The following is a 14,835-nucleotide window of genomic DNA, read 5'->3' on the forward strand; positions in this document are numbered from 1 at the left end:
CCCGTGTCCCGCGGCGAGACTCCGCCCGCGGGACACCGGGCCGGCCCGGACCCCTTACGTCCCGGTCAGGTACGGCGCCAGCGCGCCTCGCCCAGGCAGTACACGCCGAACAGCAGCAGCCCCAGCGCCACCACCACGAGCAGCCACGGCCCGGCAGGGGTCTCGGCGAACGCCCGGAGCGTGGCGTCGATGCCGCCCGCCTTGTCGGGGTCGAAGGTGACGGCCGCCTGGATGACGAACACGCCGGCGCCGGCCGCGATCAGCCCGCGCGCCAGGTAGCCGGCCAGGCCGAGCCGGTCCATCATGGCGCTCGCCTTCGCCGGCATCGGCTTGAGGTGCTCGCGGAACTTCTTCTTGAGGCCGTAGCGCATCCAGTAGACGCCCAGCGCGATGATGCCGAGCCCGATCGCGCCGACCAGGATCTGGCCGCCGGGAAGGTCGAGCAGCTTGCCCGTGATGTCCCTGGAGCGCTCGTCGTCGTTGCTGGTCTCGCCGGTCAGCAGCATGGTCAGCAGCGCGGCGCAGATGAACGCGTACACCGCGACGCGGGCGATCGGCTCGGCCCGGTCCTTCAGGCCACGGGCCTTGATGGCCTCACCGACCTGCCAGACGATCAGGGCGGCGAAACCCACCACCATGATCCACAGAATGACCGAGCCGAACGGCAGCGACGCCACCTCGCTGATCGCGCCGTTCTTGTCGGCCTCGCGGCCACCGTTGCCGCCGAAGGCGATCTGGATCGCCAGCACGCCGATCAGCGCGTACAGCACCGCCCGGCAGACCAGTCCGACGCGCGCAAGCCTGTCCACGGCCGGGCTGTCGGTCGCCCGTCGCGCCAGGGTCTCCGTCTCGCTCATGCAATCCTCCGGTCATGCGTTGGAAGACCATCGAAGTGCCCCGGAACGGGCCGCCTAGGCGTTTCGCAGGTCAGCCCGCCAGGCGGGCGCGGCGCGGGCATGATCGTGAGGGCGCACGGGGACGGCCGCGCGGACGTAGGATCGGCGTCCGGACGCCGTTCGGCAAGGTCCGGATGCCGTTCCGGGAGGGGAGCCCGCATGACCGTGACCCCCGCGCAGCTGCGCGCCCTCGCGAGCCGCGCCGACGCGCTCGCCGCCGAGGTGCGCGAGCTCTGCCTGAGCGCTCCCGCGGGGACGCCCGAGCACGACCACCTCGGAGCGGCCTGGCAGGCCGGCGAGCGGCTCTCCGCCGGCGCCGACGACCTGCGGCGCGCGGCCGGCGACCTCGCCGCCCTCCAGGCCCGGCCGTGCGGCATGCCGTGGGGCGTCTGCCCGGAGCACGGCAACACGCTCTCCACCCACGCCGGCGTCTCCACCTGCCGGGTCTGCCGCCGCGAGTGGCGCCACGACCGGCTCGGCCGCCCGTGCGAGGAGCCGGTGACGTGGAAGGTCGTCGACCGGGCCGGCACGGAGACGCGGATGTGCGACGGCCACGTCCTCGGCGCCCGCGCCGCCGCCGCGGGAGCGACGTTCGTCCGCCTGGAGCAGGCCGACGCCCACCCCTGACCCGGCCGTCACCCCGATGGCGTGGGCGAGCAGCCCGCGCCGGCGATGACGGTGACGGTGGCCTGGGGAAGGGCGTCCAGCAACTCCCTTCCTTCCTGGGTGAGAGGGTCGCGGTCGCCGACGATCACGTGCAGCCGCCCCGGCGCCCCTGCCTCCAGCGCCGCCGCCCAGGACCCCCAGTCGCCGGGCCCGCCGCCGCTCAGCCCGAGCCCTGGCAGGTCGGCGACCCGTACGTCCCCCAGCGCCCCCGCCACGCCCGCCCACGTGTCGGCGTTGACCGGCAGCCCGGGCAGCACCACGGCCGTCGCCCCCCGCCGGGCCCAGCTCGAACGTCCGCACCCCGCCCACCGTCGTGAACCGCCGCCACCCGTCCTGGCGCACCCCCTGGGACGGCGACGCCGCCCGATCCGTACGCAGCCGCCACCGCCTCCTCGCCCTGGCCGCCGCGGAGAACCTGCTCGTGCACGCCTACCATCTGCCCTTCCCCGGCCTCGGCCGCGTCGCCGGGCACGGCGGCACGTTCCGCTGGCGTCCCGAGCGGCCGGGCTGACCCCCGCGTGGCCTGATCGGCGGGCCCCCGGGTAGGCGGAGCGCATGAGCGAACGACACGCGCCCGTCATCGTCGTCGGCGCCGGGCTGAGCGGGCTGGCCTGCGCCGTCCACCTGCACGAGGCCGGCGTCCCCGTACGGGTGCTGGAGGCGTCCGACGGCGTCGGCGGCCGGGTGCGCACCGACGTCGTGAACGGGTTCCGGCTCGACCGCGGCTTCCAGGTGCTCAACACCGGCTACCCCGAGGCGCGCCGCGTCCTCGACCTCGCCGCCCTGGACGTCCGGGCGTTCGCCTCCGGGCTGCTGATCCACGGCGCGGGCGTCCGCTCCCGGGTGATGCTGCCGTGGCGGCATCCCCGCCACGCGCTCAGCGCGCCGCTGTCCGGGATCGGGACCCCGCGCGACAAGGCCGTGCTGGCTGCGATCACCGCCCGCGACCTGGCCTTCCCCGCCTCCCGGCTGCGCTGCGGCCACGACCGGACCACGCTGGAGGAGCTGCGCGCCTGGGGCATGTCCGACGCGATGATCGACGGCCTGCTGCGCCCGTTCCTCGCCGGCGTCCTCCTCGAACGCGGCCTGGAGACCTCCAGCCGGGTCTTCCACCTGTTCTGGCGCTCGTTCGCGCGCGGCAGGATCGGCGTGCCCGCGTTCGGCATGGGCGAGATCCCGCGACAGCTCGCCGACCGGCTGCCGCCAGGAACCGTCACCCTCGGCGCCCGCGTCATCCGCGTCGCGCCCGGCGCGGTCGAGCTGGAGGGCGGCGGCACGCACGACGGCGCGGCGGCGGTGGTGGTGGCGGCCGACCCCGGCGCGGCGGGCCGGCTGCTGCCGGGGATCGAGGTCCCGCCGATGCGCGCGGTCACCACCTTCTACCACGCCGCGCCGCGCTCGCCGCTGGGCGAGCCCGTCCAGGTCATCGACGCCACCGGCGCGATCGCCGACACGATCGTGCTCACCGACGCCGCGCCCACCTACGCGGCCGACGGGCGGGCGCTGATCTCCACGTCCGTCCTCGGCGTGACCGGCGACGAACCCCGGGTGCGCGAGCGGCTGACCGGGATCTACGGCGACACCTCGTCCTGGGAGCACCTGGCCACGTACCAGGTGCCGGAGGCGCTGCCCGCGATGCCGCCGCCGCACCCGCTGCGCAGCCCCGTCCGGCTGGGGAGCGGCCTGTACGTGTGCGGCGACCACCGCGACACCGGCTCGCAGCAGGGCGCCCTCGTCTCGGGGCGGCGCGCGGCTCACGCCGTGCTGGCCGATCTCCACGCGCCGGCGGCCCGCCGCCCGCGCGTCGTCGCGCGCCACCGCTGAGCGCGGTCAGCGGAGGACGGCGACCTCCTCGCCCGGCTCGCCGGCCGCCGACAGGGCGGGGGCGGGAGCGCGGGTCACCGCGTACGTTCCCGGCGTCGCCCGCCCGTCCAGGACGATCCGGGTGACCCGCCGGCTCCCGGCCGCGACGTAGTAGTGCCGGCCCGAGGGCGCCCGCCACCATGCGCCGGCCACCACGTCGCGCCGGAGCCCGCTGCAGTCCCAGGTGCCGCTCCGGCCGCCCGTGAGCTGGGCCGACGTACGCCCGTCACGAGTGGTGAACAGCACGCCCCGCACCACGTTCCCGCCGCGCGCGTCGGCCAGCCGCAGGCAGACCCAGCGCCCGCGCGCCCCCTCCGGCAGCGCGCCGCGCCAGAACTCCCACGCCGTCGCCGCCTCGGCGCCGCCGCCCGGCCAGGCGACCGCGCACCCGAGCCCCTTCCAGACGCCGAACCCGCCGGGCGTCCCGTCCACCGTGCCGGGCCCGTGCCCGGCGGGCGGCCGGTAGCGGGCCTCGGCGGGGGAGAGCCCGCCGAGGTCGAGCACCGTGTACGGCAGGCCGGGCGCGATCTCCGGCGCCCGCAGCCGCAGCACCGGCCCCCGCAGGCACCGCCCGCCCGCCGCCCGCACCGGCGCGCTCACCCCGTCCTCGATCCGGACCGGCCGCCACGCCGGCGACGGGCCGGACAGCGGCGCGGCCGACAGCTCACGCACCCACGGCGGCAGCAGATAGCGGCTGCCCGCCGGGGTGACGCGCAGCGTGAGCGGCGCCGCGCCGCCCGGCCTGGCGCGCGGCGCGGGGAACACCTCCAGCCTGCCCGGCCCGCCCGCCTCGGTGTAGCGGGCGACCTGCTCGCCGTCGCGCGCCAGCACCACGGCCGCGCCGTCCACGCGGCCGGCGTACAGGAGCTGCCCGGTGCGCCGTCCCCACGCGCGCAGGGCGCGGGCCACGAGCGCGGCGTCGCCGGTGAGCGCGCCGCGTGGCTCCCACGTGGACAGGTCCAGCTCGGTGCCGCGCCGCCAGGCCCCCGGCGCGGCCGACACGGCGGCGGGGGCGCCCGCTCGCTCGTCGGCCACGCCGACGGCGACGACCCCGGGCGTGCCGGGCAGCAGCGGCACCGCGACCGCCGCCGCCAGCGCCGCCGCGGCCACGCCCGCGACCAGCCCCGCCCGCGGCCGGCCGCCCGGCAGCCGGCCGTAGCAGCGGGCGAGCGTCGGGTCGGACGAGGGACGGAACATCGCCGCCGCGCCGTCACCGAACCGCCCCTCCAGCGCCGCGACCTCCGCCAGCGCGCCGTCGGGATCGGCCACCCGCGCGCCGGCCAGGATCCTGGCCACCTCGCCGGCGGGCCGCCCCTCCAGCCGCAGCAGCGCGTACGCGGCCCGCGCCGCCGGCCGCAGCGCCATCAGCTCGCCGGTGAAGGCCGCGTCGGTGCCCCGGGTGACCGCGGGCACCACCTCCAGCCGCGCGAACCGGCCCGACCAGGGCGGGATCCGCGCCCGCAGCGCCCGCCTCAGCACCGTCTGGCGCAGCCGTATCGGGTCGCGCCCGCGATGGCGGGCCAGCCCGGCGGCGGCGAGCCGGTGCGCGAGCACCAGCCTGCGCTCCTCCCCGGCGGACGGGGGAAGGACCAGGTAGGCGAGCCACACCAGGTCGCGGTACGGCCGCGCCAGGCTCCTGCTGCCTCTGATGGACCGTCGCACAGACTGCTCCTCACCAACAGTGACGGGGAGATTGCGTACCGCGACAGCAGGGTAGTGGCCGTTCTTTCCCCGCATGGGCAGGATGCCGAAAATCGTCCGTACGCCCGCCGGCCGGGCGCCGCCTCCTGGACAGGGGACGGGCGGCGCGGCCAAGCTGGGAGCCCCTTCCCGCCGAGCCGAGGTGAGCGGTGCCCGAGACCCTGCTGCGCAACACCTTCCACGTCCCCGCCCCGCCCGCCGCGGTACGGGCCCACCTGAGCGAGCCGGCCAGCTACGTCGGGCTGTCGCCGCTGGTGGTCGAGGTGCGCGACGTGCGGCGCGAGGCCGGCCTGATCCGCTACGTCAGCGTCGAGCGCTTCCGCTTCCTCGGCGTCCTGCGCCACGACAACCTGGCCAGGGTCACGCTGTGGTCCACCGAGGACGCCGTCGAGGGCGACGTGGACAGTCCCGGCGGGATCCGGCTGGCGTACCGGTTCGGGCTGAGCGCCCGCGACGGCGGCACCGAGGTGGCCGACGAGCTGCGGCTGCGGGCCGCCTTCGGCCCCCTGCTCGGCTACGCCGCCCGCCAGGCCCGCGCGGTCCAGCTCGCCCGCGCCGCCGTCCTCACCGCCCGCGCCCCCGCGCTCTGACCGCGCGCCGCCCCGGCTCTGACCAGGACTGTCAGCCTGCCGGTCGCGCACAGCGGGCCGGCGCGCCGGTGCGGCGACGGCCACCCGACCGAGCCGCGACGGCGATCATCCCGTGATGTGCGCCTGCCACGATCCGGCGTCATGACCCTCCGTCACCTGACCGCGACCGCCTTCCTGGCAGGGGCGCTCGCGGGCTGTGCCGCCGCGCCCGCGCCCCCGTCCTCGGCCGTCCCCACGACGGTCGGGGCCGTGCAGCCGGGTGTGGAGCAGATCCATGCCTCCGAACTGCGGCCCGGCGACTGCCTCGCGCCGATGCCCGAGAGCTTCGCCGTGACGCTCGTGTCCTGCTCGGAGCCGCACGCGGCCGAGTACGCCACCACGTACGTGGTGCCCGACCAGCCGTGGCCGGGCCAGGAGGCGCTGGACCTGCTCGCCCGCGAGGGATGCGCGCCCAGGATGCGGTACGTCCCCGAGCGCAGGGCGGAGGTCACCGTGGCCGTGCTGGTGCCGGACGAGGCGTCCTGGCCCCGTCACCGGACCGCGTACTGCCTGGCGGTCCCGGCCGACGGCGGCGAGCTCGTCGGCCGGGTCATCCTGTGACGGGGACCGGCCGGGAGACGGGCGCCACCGGCCGTCGCCGCGCTGCGCCCGCAGCACCAGCACCGTCCAGGCCAGGGCCGCCGCCGCGATCACCAGGAGGAGCGTGTCGAGGCCGGGGGCATCGGACAGGCCCAGCACCGCGACGACCGTGATGCCGCCGAACCCCACCGCGCCCAGGGTCCTGACCAGCTCCGCCCCCGCCAGGCGGGGCCGCAGCACGGGACGGGCCAGCACCGGGTGGATCAGCACCGCGACCGCCCACATCGACAGCCCGCTGAGCGTGTCCGCCCACCACGGCCAGGGCCCCGGGATCGGGTGGAGCAGCAGCGTGGTGGCCGCGGCGGCGTACAGCGCGGCCCGCGCCCGCAGGACCCTCGGCTCCTGCTCGTCGCGGGGCGCCGCCTCCAGGGGACCGCGCAGGCCCTGCCACAGGGCCCACGCCCAGGGGACGGCCGTCAGGGCGGCGACGAGCAGGTCCGCGCCCGCCGGGGCGGCCTCCGGCTCCTGCATGATCGTCAGTCGCCACAGCAGGGCCTGGTCGCCGGTGACCACCGCCGTCCCGACGGCCACGGCCACCACCGCGACGTAGGCACCCGTGACGACCAGGGCGAGGACGGGGGAGCGGCGACGACGCGGCACGGGACACTTCCGAGGGGGGATGAAGGGAGAGATCGGGCGCTCACCCTATCGACCCGTCCGGGCCAAGTCGATCAAGAACTGAGCCGGGCCAGCTCCTCCGCCGTGAGCTCCAGCTCCGCCGCGGCGACCGAGTCGAGAATGGTCTCCGGGCGGCTCAGCTCCCCGGTACGCCCGATCCCGCCCAGCGGCGACCAGGGCAGGAAGGCGATGCCGAGCTCGGCGCAGAGGTCGATCTCGGGCTCGCTGGAACGGAAGCGCGGCGAGAACTCGTTCTGCACACTCACCAGCCGGTCGCCGAGAATGGTGTGGGCGAGCCTGATCTGGCCGGGATCGGCGTTCGAGATGCCCGCGAACCGGATCTTGCCGGTGTCGAGCAGGTCCTTCAGCGCGCCGATCGTCTCCTCGTACGGCACCTTCGGGTCGGGCCGGTGGTGCTGGTAGAGGCCGATGACGTCCACCCCGAGCGCCTTCAGCGACCGGTCGCAGGCCCGCTTGAGGTAGGCGGGACTGCCGTCCACGTCCCACCCGCCGGGCGTGCGGGTGTGGCCGCCCTTCGTCGCGACGAGCACGGCGCCGGCGTCGCCCGGCCACAGGGACAGGGCGCGCCGACATGGGCATGGCGCCCAGCGATCGCTCCGACCTGCCGGTCACCGAGGGTGCGGGTCCTCATGGCGTTCTGCATGGCACCACCCTGTCCGCTGGAGCGCGCTCCAGGTCAAGCCCGGCGCTCACGTGGCGGTCCGCTGGGCGGCCCCATGGGGGGACAGCAGCGCGCCGAGGAGCCGGGCGGGCTCCTCGACGGTGACCGTCAGGGCGGGATGGCGCAGCACGCCGAGCGGTTCGCTGCCCGACACCGACCGGTGGAAGCGGATGCACACCCCCTGCCGGGTGGTGCTGCCGAAGGTGAGGCCCCCGTCCGCGAGCGACAGGCGCGGCCCGATCGCCTTGACCGCCGAGTACGGCCCCGACAGCTCGGCGCCGGCCACGTTCCCGCGCGGCGACAGCACCAGCCACGGCCCGAACCGGACCCGCAGCAGGTCGTCGCTCAGCGTCAGCTCGCACGTGTCCGGCCTGATGCCCAGCAGGCGCAGCAGCGGCCGGTACCGGTCCTCGAAGGCGAAGCCGAACCGCCGCGTCTCTCCGTCGTGATTCACGACCGGTCGGCTACCCGGACACGGCGGTCCCACGCCTCACTTGGACAGGTAGAGGGTCTTCCAGGTGCCGGCGTACAGGCAGTTCAGGGACGGCTTGGCGGCCTTGGCCTCGGCGCAGACCTTGAGCTCGACCTGGTAGACGTCGTGGTGCTTCAGCGTGAAGTGCTTCGGCGTGCGGTAGGAGCAGTCGCGCACCCAGTGGTTCCTGTTCGGCAGGTTGTTGCCCTTGCGGTAAGTGATGCGGAAGACGGCCCAGCCGCAGGAGGCCGACCTGGTGGAGTCCTGGACGGTGCCCGAGATCGTGACAACCGCGGCGGTGGGCAGGTCGGCGTGGTCCTCGCCGGTGGCGATCAGCTTGCCGGCGGCCTTGGCCCTTCTGCCGGGCGCGTAGGCCGGGCCCCAGACGATGGGAGCCGACTGCGCGGCGGCGGCGGTGGTCGCGGGCCCGGCGGCGGCCTGGGCGGCGGCCGGGGTCATCAGGACGGCGGCGGCGGTGGCGGTGACGGCGAGGGCGGCGAGGGCGCGGGTGGCGGTCATGGGGAGCGTCCTTCCTGGGGAGGCGGTGACCACAGAATGCTCGGGACCGATTTCAACCCGCTTGCCGATCCGGGCTCTTCGCCTGCGAACGCCTTGATTCCGGCCTGAAACGGCAGGTGGTGTCATTCTCGGCCAAGAGGGTTCATTCGGCCGAGGGCCGGTGTACGAGGGCCACGGCGAGGACGGCGTACGGGTGGCGGCTGCCCCTGACCGGCGCGGGCGGAGCGGGTCCGCGCGAGAATGCTCGCTGTGATTGTGGACAAGGCGATCTACCGCGACGGCACGCGCCGGACCATCACCGGCGACATCAGCGACGCCTGGAGCGCCGCCCGCACCAGGGACGGCGGCTTCCTGTGGATCGGCCTGCACGAGCCCACGCGGGAGGAGTTCGACCTGATCAGCAGCGAGGTCGAGCTGCACCCGCTGGCGGTCGAGGACGCCATCAAGGCCCACCAGCGGCCCAAGCTCGAACGCTACGACGACACCCTGTTCGTGGTGCTCAAGACGCTGCTGTACGTCGAGGAGACCTCCGACATCGAGGTCGGCGAGATCAACCTGTTCCTCGGCCGCGACTTCGTCATCACCGTCCGCCACGGGGCCGCCAACCCGCTGAAGGAGGTGCGCCGGCGCGTGGAGTCGGACCCCGGCCTGCTTGCCGCGGGCCCCGCCGGCGTCATGTACGCGATCTGCGACCAGGTCGTCGACACCTACTCCCTGGTCTCGTACGAGGTCGAGCACGACCTGATCGCGCTGGAGCGCCGCGTGTTCAGCGGCGAGCAGGCCGACGTGACCGAGGACATCTACTCGCTGAAGCGGGAGGTGCTGGAGTTCAGGACCTCGCAGGACCCTCTCATCCCGGTCCTGGAGGAGATCGTCAAGGGCCGGGTGGAGCTGTGCGCGAGCAACCGGGAGTTATTCCGCGACGTCCTGGACCACCTGCTGCGCGTGGACGGCAAGGTGGACGAGCACAACGAGCTGCTGACCAGCGCGCTCAGCGCCCATCTGGCGCTGGTCGGCGCCGAGCAGAACAAGGTCGCCATGCGGCAGAACGCCGACATGCGCAAGATCTCCTCCTGGGCGGCCCTCATCGCCGTCCCCACGCTGATCGCCGGCGTGTACGGGATGAACTTCGACCACATGCCGGAGCTGCACTGGACGTTCGGCTACCCGCTGTGCCTGGGGACGATGGCGGTGGCCGTGCTCGTGGTGTACCGGCTGCTGCGCCGGAGCGGCTGGTTGTGAAGCCGGAGCGCCGTCAGGCGAGGGCGGCCAGGGCCTCCTCCAGGCTGTCGTAGAGGGGCAGGCGGTCGGCGAGGCCGGTGATCCAGATGACCCGGGCGCGGGCGTAGTCGACGCCGATGAGGGCGAACCTGCCGCCGGAGGAGAGCGAGGTCTGCCAGCGGTGCACGATCAGCCCCAGGGCGCGCGAGTCCATGAACGTCACCCCGGCCAGGTCGAGGACCAGCGCGGGGCCCGCCTGGGAGAGGAACTCCGCGAACTCCTCGCGGGTGGTGGCGTCGAGCAGCCCGTCGACGGCGATCACGGCGATGTCGTCGATGACCCTGGAGGTCAGGGTCAGGCTCCTGGGCCGGTCGCTCTCGTCGTCCTGCGCGATCATGGGTGTCATCGTAGTGGTCGAGGTCCTCGGTCGGCAGGCGAGGAGGCGATCCTCACCGGGCGGGAGGGACGGCCGCCGGGCGGCGGGTGTCGACGGCGGGGGCGAGGAAGGCGGCGGAGACGACGAAGCCGAGCACCACGAGCATGGCCGCGCGCAGCCCCCAGTGCTCGCCGAGGAACCCGAGGCCGGGCGGGCCGACGAGGAAGGCGACGTAGCCGATGACGGCCACCAGGCTGACGCGGGCGGTCTCGTCGGGCCCGCTCTCCCCGGCGGCCGACAGCGCGACGGGGAAGCCCAGCGCCGCGCCGAGCCCCCAGAGCAGCACGGCCGCCCCGGCCAGCAGGGCGCTGTCGGAGAAGATCACCAGGAGCAGCCCGAGCGCCCCCGAGACGGCGCTGGCGCGGATGACCGCCGTGCGGCCGAACCGGTCGAGGAAGTACGTCCCCGCGAACCGGCCGGCGGTCATGGCGGCCGCGAACCCGGCGTAGACGAGGGACCCGGCCGCGGTGCCGAGGCCGTGCCCGTCCACCATGAGCAGCGGCAGCCAGTCGTTGGCGGCTCCCTCGGCCAGCGCCATGGCCAGCACGATCGCGCCGATCAGCAGCAGCCTGCCGTCCTTCCACACCGCCGGCCGCGGACCGGCCGTCCCGGACCCGCCGGGCGTCCCGAGGCCGGTGCCCGCGGGGACGGAGCGGGCGGCGTACAGGAAGATCGCGGCCGAGAGCAGGGTGACGGCGGCCAGGTGCCAGTGGACGGGGAGGCGGGTGGCGGTGGCCGCGATGCCCGCGCAGGCGCCGGCGACGGTGCCGAGGCTGAAGCAGCCGTGCAGGGTGGGCAGTGTCGTGGCGCCGGTGGCGCGCTCGACGTCGGCGGCGTCGACGTTCGCGGCGACGTCGCCGGCCCCGATGCCCGCGCCGAACCCGGCCAGGCCCGCCGTGACCAGCGGCACGGAGGCGAGGAGCACGCCGGCGCTGATGAGGGCCAGGCTCGCGATGATCGTCAGGGTGCCGGTGACGATGACGGGCCGCGTCCCGTACCGGGAGGTGAGGCGTCCGGAGAGGAGGATGCCGATCATGGAGCCCAGCGACAGGCCGAACAGGATCCAGCCCATCTGCGCGGTGGACGCCTCGAGCCGGTCGCGGATGTCGGGGGTGCGGGTCACCCACGACGACGTCGCGACGCCCGGCAGGAAGAACAGCAGGAACAGCGCGTGCCTGCGCCGGCGCATGGCAAGGTCCAACGAGGGCTCTCCGGGGGGCAGGCGTGGGCATCGGCGTACAGACGAATGTTAACGGTGACATACCAGACGGTGCGCCCGCGCCTGCCCGATCTCCGGCTCAGTACACGAACGGCCAGCCGGCCGCGTCGTAGCCGATCTTGTTGATGCCGAGCAGCGCCGTCCCGTTGTCGGCGTAGTAGTGGTAGACGAGGATGTCGCCGTCGACGTCCCCGAAGACCGCCTGGTGGCCGGGCCCGTGCACCGAGCCGTGGCCGGCCAGCACCTGGGTGCCGCCGCCCGAGGTCATCGCCACGCCGTTGCGGTCGACGTACGGGCCGGTGACACTGGCCGAGCGGCCCACCATGATCCGGTACGTGCTGGCCGCGCCCCGGCAGCAGGCGTCGAAGGACGCCCACAGGTAGTAGTAGCCGCCGTGCTTGTAGATGTACGGCGCCTCGATCGCGGTGCTGCCGGGCCGCTGGGCGATGCCGCGGACGGTGCTGTCGAGCCGCTTGCCGGTGGCCGGGTCGAGCCGGATCAGCTTGATGCCGGTCCAGAACGAGCCGAAGCTCAGCCACCAGCGGCCCTGGTCGTCCACGACGAGGTTGGGGTCGATCGCGTTGTAGGTGCTGGAGGAGTTGGTGGAGATGACCAGCCCTTCGTTCGTCCACGAGCCGGACGCTCCCGTGGTGCTGGTGGCCAGGAAGATCGCCGAGGTGTTGGAGCCGAAGGTGGACGCCGAGTAGTACAGGTAGTACTTACCGTTGTGATAGGAGATGTCCGGCGCCCACAGGGTGCGGCTGCCTCCGGTGTAGGAGGTCGTCCAGGGCGCTCCGTCCGGGAACACGACGCCGGCGTTGCGCCAGGCGGTGCGGTCGGCGGAGGTCTTCAGCGCGATGTTGTCGCCGGTGTGGGCGAGCAGGTAGCCACCGCCGGGCCGGCGGACCACCGCCGGATCGTGCACCCCGATGTCGCCGGTCACCACGCCGGGGCCGGGATAGGCCGCGGCCGCCGCGGTGCGGCCCGCCGCCTGGGCGGCCGGCGTCACGGTCAGCACGGGGCCCAGTGCGAGAGCCACCATTGATGTTAGCGCTAACATTCTGTGTCGGATTGACCGCGTGGTTTTCATGATCTCACCCATCTGTGTAAGGTCCGGGGCGGAAGCGACGCTAGAAGCCGCCGCCGGGCGCGGTCAATCCCGGCCGCGCCGGCCGCCGGGCCGGATCGGCGCCCCGCCTGAGGTCACGGCGGGTGCGGCCCGCGCCGGGCCCCCGAAAGTTTCATGGCGGCCGCGTCACGTCCCGTCGGGCGGCGGGTGCAGCATCGGGACGAGGAAGCGCCTGGCCACGGAGGCGAGCTGCGCGTCGTCGTCGAGGTCGACGATCTCGCTCGGGATCGCCAGGAAGGAGGCCGACACCCGGACCATGAGCTCGGCCACGAGGTCGATGTCGAGGTCGGCCGGCACGTGCCCCGCGCGCTGCTCGCGGCGGAGCTGCCCGGCCACGAACTGCCGGACCACGGCGAGCGTCAGCCCTCCGTCGCTGACCATGGACGGCACCAGCAGGTCCGGCTCCATGTCGATCAGCCCGCCGATCAGCGGATTGCCGCGGATCGCGCGCAGGGAGCTCACGAAGCCCAGGACCACCCGCTCGGCGGGGGTGCGCGCGCGCTCGATGTCGATGAGGAACTGGTCGAAGTAGCGGCGGAACTCGCGCCGTACCACGTCCTCGACCAGCGCGTCCTTGGTGGCGAAACGCCGGTAGACGGTGATTCGCGAGACCTTGGCCCGCCGGGCGACGTCCTCCATCGTGGAGCGGCGGATGCCCATGCGGCTGAACTGCTCGTAGGCCGCGTCGAGGATGCGCCCGCGAAGCTCGTCGGTGTCGCCGACCTGCTCGACCGCATCAAGATAAGCGCGCTCCAGCAACGACTCCGACTCGGATGGCGTCGAGAGGCCGGACAGCACAGATTCCACGATCACCTCCTGTCCTGATTCTGCCTCAATCGCCAACAGCCGTTGCCGCGGTCTTGTGATGTCCGTCACCGTGTGCTCTGATGATACGCAGAATCGTATGTTGTTTCACCGTATCAGAAGGCACTCCCCCCGGCCTCGGGAGAAGGAGGAACAGCGGCAATGGACGGACTCAGCCGGCGCAACATTCTGAAAGCGGGTGGCGCGCTCGGCGCGGTGGGCGCGCTCAGCATCGCGAGCCCGGCACACGCGTGGACCTGGTCGCCCACGGGATCGGTGGCCGGCACCGGAGCGGGCCTCGACCCGCGCTGGGTCTGGGACGAGGAGGCCGACCCCATCGTGGCCTCGCTGCTCGAACGCGGCGACGTCACCCAGGTCAACACGCTGCTGCGGACCTGGACCAAGAACGGCCAGCCGCTCCCGGCCGGCCTGCCCGGGGACCTGCGCGACTTCATGGAGCGCGCCCGGCAGCTGCCCTCGTGGGCCGACCAGGGCAAACTCGACCTCGCCGTCGAGTTCAACAAGAAACGCGGGCTCTACCTGGGCGTCCTGTACGGCCTGGCCAGCGGCATGATGAGCACGGTCATCCCCAAGGAGGCGCGCGCGGTCTACTACTCGCAGGGCGGCGCCGACATGAAGGACCGCATCTCGAAGACCGCCAAGCTCGGCTACGACATCGGCTCGACCAACGCCTACCGCCCCGACGGCGAGATGATCGTCACCGCGGTCAAGACCCGGCTGGTGCACGCGGCGGTGCGGCACCTGCTGCCGCAGTCGCCGTACTGGTCGCAGGTCGCCGACGAGGAGATCCCGATCAGCCAGCGCGACATGATGGTCACCTGGCACAGCCTGCCCACGACCGTCATGCAGAAGCTGGTCGCCTGGAAGGTGCCCATCCCCTCCTCGGAGTCCGCGGCGTTCCTGCACTCCTGGCAGGTGGGCGCGCACATGCTCGGCATCAAGGACGAGTACATCCCCGCGTCCTGGGCCGAGGCCAACAGCCAGGCCACCCAGGTGCTCACCCCGATCCTGGCGCCGACGCCCGAGGGCATCAAGCTGGCAGACATCCTGCTCAACCTCGGCTCGTCCGTCGACGCCGGCATCCTCAGCAAGCCCATTCTCGGCGCGTTCACCCGCTTCATGCTGGGCGACCAGATCGCGAACTGGCTGAAGATCGGCCGGGAGCCCATCTGGGACCCGTTGCTCAAGGTCGCCTGGGGGCCCTTCATCGCCGTCCGCGAGGGACTGCTGCCGTTCCCGCTCGCGCCCGAGGCGTACTGGCTCTTCGACGAGTTCCTCCGCAAGGCGGCCCTGCTCTTCCTGTCCGAGGCGCGGCCGATCAGCATCGAGATCCCGGACAGCAACCGCCCCTCCTGAGCA

17 protein-coding genes are annotated in these 14,835 nt (G+C 74.0%); 6 read left to right on the forward strand and 11 right to left on the reverse strand.

Going from position 1 to position 14,835, the window contains the following annotated elements; all coding sequences use genetic code 11:
* Nucleotides 1-65: 65 nt before the first annotated feature.
* Entirely contained in the window at nucleotides 66-857 is a 792-nt protein-coding gene (locus Nocox_RS19275; RefSeq protein ID WP_020539761.1) for a DUF1206 domain-containing protein, read from the reverse strand.
* 198 nt (nucleotides 858-1,055) lie between these two features.
* Between Nocox_RS19275 and Nocox_RS19280 the strand changes: the two genes are divergently transcribed.
* Nucleotides 1,056-1,523, forward strand: coding sequence for a hypothetical protein (locus tag Nocox_RS19280; RefSeq protein WP_020539760.1), 468 nt, complete (start codon nucleotides 1,056-1,058; stop codon nucleotides 1,521-1,523).
* 8 nt (nucleotides 1,524-1,531) lie between these two features.
* Here the strand turns inward: Nocox_RS19280 and Nocox_RS19285 are convergent, their stop codons facing one another.
* Entirely contained in the window at nucleotides 1,532-1,822 is a 291-nt protein-coding gene (locus tag Nocox_RS19285; RefSeq protein ID WP_020539759.1) for a hypothetical protein, read from the reverse strand.
* A 53-nt stretch (nucleotides 1,823-1,875) separates the two neighbouring features.
* On the opposite strand from Nocox_RS19285, the gene Nocox_RS19290 reads away from it, so the two are divergent.
* The gene (locus Nocox_RS19290) at nucleotides 1,876-2,073 is read left to right on the forward strand and encodes a hypothetical protein (RefSeq protein ID WP_020539758.1); all 198 of its coding nucleotides are present in this window, start codon (nucleotides 1,876-1,878) and stop codon (nucleotides 2,071-2,073) included.
* Between the two features lie 44 nt (nucleotides 2,074-2,117).
* Nucleotides 2,118-3,386, forward strand: coding sequence for an FAD-dependent oxidoreductase (locus tag Nocox_RS19295; protein WP_020539757.1), 1,269 nt, complete (start codon nucleotides 2,118-2,120; stop codon nucleotides 3,384-3,386).
* A gap of 6 nt (nucleotides 3,387-3,392) precedes the next feature.
* On the opposite strand, the gene Nocox_RS19300 is transcribed toward Nocox_RS19295, so the two are convergent.
* Nucleotides 3,393-5,087, reverse strand: coding sequence for a hypothetical protein (locus Nocox_RS19300; RefSeq protein ID WP_020539756.1), 1,695 nt, complete (start codon nucleotides 5,085-5,087; stop codon nucleotides 3,393-3,395).
* Nucleotides 5,088-5,275: 188 nt separating this feature from the next.
* Between Nocox_RS19300 and Nocox_RS19305 the strand changes: the two genes are divergently transcribed.
* Nucleotides 5,276-5,716, forward strand: a complete 441-nt coding sequence (locus Nocox_RS19305; RefSeq protein WP_020539755.1) for an SRPBCC family protein — start codon at nucleotides 5,276-5,278, stop codon at nucleotides 5,714-5,716.
* 105 nt (nucleotides 5,717-5,821) lie between these two features.
* Here Nocox_RS19305 and Nocox_RS19310 read toward each other — a convergent pair whose 3' ends face one another.
* The 4 genes from Nocox_RS19310 to Nocox_RS43705 form a co-directional block, all read right to left on the reverse strand.
* Nucleotides 5,822-6,955, reverse strand: coding sequence for a hypothetical protein (locus Nocox_RS19310; protein ID WP_169576983.1), 1,134 nt, complete (start codon nucleotides 6,953-6,955; stop codon nucleotides 5,822-5,824).
* 71 nt (nucleotides 6,956-7,026) lie between these two features.
* On the reverse strand, nucleotides 7,027-7,524 hold the full coding sequence (locus Nocox_RS19315) for an aldo/keto reductase (RefSeq protein ID WP_020539752.1): 498 nt from the start codon (nucleotides 7,522-7,524) through the stop codon (nucleotides 7,027-7,029).
* Between the two features lie 159 nt (nucleotides 7,525-7,683).
* Nucleotides 7,684-8,109, reverse strand: a complete 426-nt coding sequence (locus tag Nocox_RS19320) for a hypothetical protein (RefSeq protein WP_020539751.1) — start codon at nucleotides 8,107-8,109, stop codon at nucleotides 7,684-7,686.
* 36 nt (nucleotides 8,110-8,145) lie between these two features.
* Nucleotides 8,146-8,646, reverse strand: a complete 501-nt coding sequence (locus Nocox_RS43705; RefSeq protein ID WP_020539750.1) for a hypothetical protein — start codon at nucleotides 8,644-8,646, stop codon at nucleotides 8,146-8,148.
* Nucleotides 8,647-8,886: 240 nt separating this feature from the next.
* Between Nocox_RS43705 and corA the strand changes: the two genes are divergently transcribed.
* Nucleotides 8,887-9,888 (forward strand): magnesium/cobalt transporter CorA, encoded by a 1,002-nt coding sequence (gene corA / locus Nocox_RS19330; protein WP_026213660.1) that lies wholly within the window; start codon nucleotides 8,887-8,889, stop codon nucleotides 9,886-9,888.
* A 13-nt stretch (nucleotides 9,889-9,901) separates the two neighbouring features.
* Here corA and Nocox_RS19335 read toward each other — a convergent pair whose 3' ends face one another.
* The 4 genes from Nocox_RS19335 to Nocox_RS19350 form a co-directional block, all read right to left on the reverse strand.
* Complete coding sequence (locus Nocox_RS19335; protein ID WP_020539748.1) at nucleotides 9,902-10,264, reverse strand: anti-sigma factor antagonist; 363 nt, start codon at nucleotides 10,262-10,264, stop codon at nucleotides 9,902-9,904.
* Nucleotides 10,265-10,316: 52 nt separating this feature from the next.
* Complete coding sequence (locus Nocox_RS19340; RefSeq protein WP_033407459.1) at nucleotides 10,317-11,504, reverse strand: MFS transporter; 1,188 nt, start codon at nucleotides 11,502-11,504, stop codon at nucleotides 10,317-10,319.
* Between the two features lie 97 nt (nucleotides 11,505-11,601).
* Nucleotides 11,602-12,564, reverse strand: a complete 963-nt coding sequence (locus tag Nocox_RS19345) for an arabinan endo-1,5-alpha-L-arabinosidase (protein WP_246649818.1) — start codon at nucleotides 12,562-12,564, stop codon at nucleotides 11,602-11,604.
* A gap of 213 nt (nucleotides 12,565-12,777) precedes the next feature.
* On the reverse strand, nucleotides 12,778-13,458 hold the full coding sequence (locus Nocox_RS19350) for a TetR/AcrR family transcriptional regulator (RefSeq protein WP_026213659.1): 681 nt from the start codon (nucleotides 13,456-13,458) through the stop codon (nucleotides 12,778-12,780).
* A gap of 159 nt (nucleotides 13,459-13,617) precedes the next feature.
* On the opposite strand from Nocox_RS19350, the gene Nocox_RS19355 reads away from it, so the two are divergent.
* Nucleotides 13,618-14,832, forward strand: coding sequence for an oxygenase MpaB family protein (locus tag Nocox_RS19355; RefSeq protein ID WP_020539744.1), 1,215 nt, complete (start codon nucleotides 13,618-13,620; stop codon nucleotides 14,830-14,832).
* Nucleotides 14,833-14,835: the final 3 nt, after the last annotated feature.

It is taken from the genome of Nonomuraea coxensis DSM 45129 (assembly GCF_019397265.1).
Classification (GTDB): domain Bacteria; phylum Actinomycetota; class Actinomycetes; order Streptosporangiales; family Streptosporangiaceae; genus Nonomuraea; species Nonomuraea coxensis.

Coding starts and splice junctions, on each gene's coding strand:
- Nocox_RS19275 (WP_020539761.1), bottom strand. CDS start 857: ATGAGCGAGACGGAGACCCTGGCGCGACGGGCGACCGACAGCCCGGCC.
- Nocox_RS19280 (WP_020539760.1), top strand. CDS start 1,056: ATGACCGTGACCCCCGCGCAGCTGCGCGCCCTCGCGAGCCGCGCCGAC.
- Nocox_RS19295 (WP_020539757.1), top strand. CDS start 2,118: ATGAGCGAACGACACGCGCCCGTCATCGTCGTCGGCGCCGGGCTGAGC.
- Nocox_RS43705 (WP_020539750.1), bottom strand. CDS start 8,646: ATGACCGCCACCCGCGCCCTCGCCGCCCTCGCCGTCACCGCCACCGCC.
- corA (WP_026213660.1), top strand. CDS start 8,887: ATGCTCGCTGTGATTGTGGACAAGGCGATCTACCGCGACGGCACGCGC.
- Nocox_RS19335 (WP_020539748.1), bottom strand. CDS start 10,264: ATGATCGCGCAGGACGACGAGAGCGACCGGCCCAGGAGCCTGACCCTG.
- Nocox_RS19345 (WP_246649818.1), bottom strand. CDS start 12,564: ATGGTGGCTCTCGCACTGGGCCCCGTGCTGACCGTGACGCCGGCCGCC.
- Nocox_RS19355 (WP_020539744.1), top strand. CDS start 13,618: ATGGACGGACTCAGCCGGCGCAACATTCTGAAAGCGGGTGGCGCGCTC.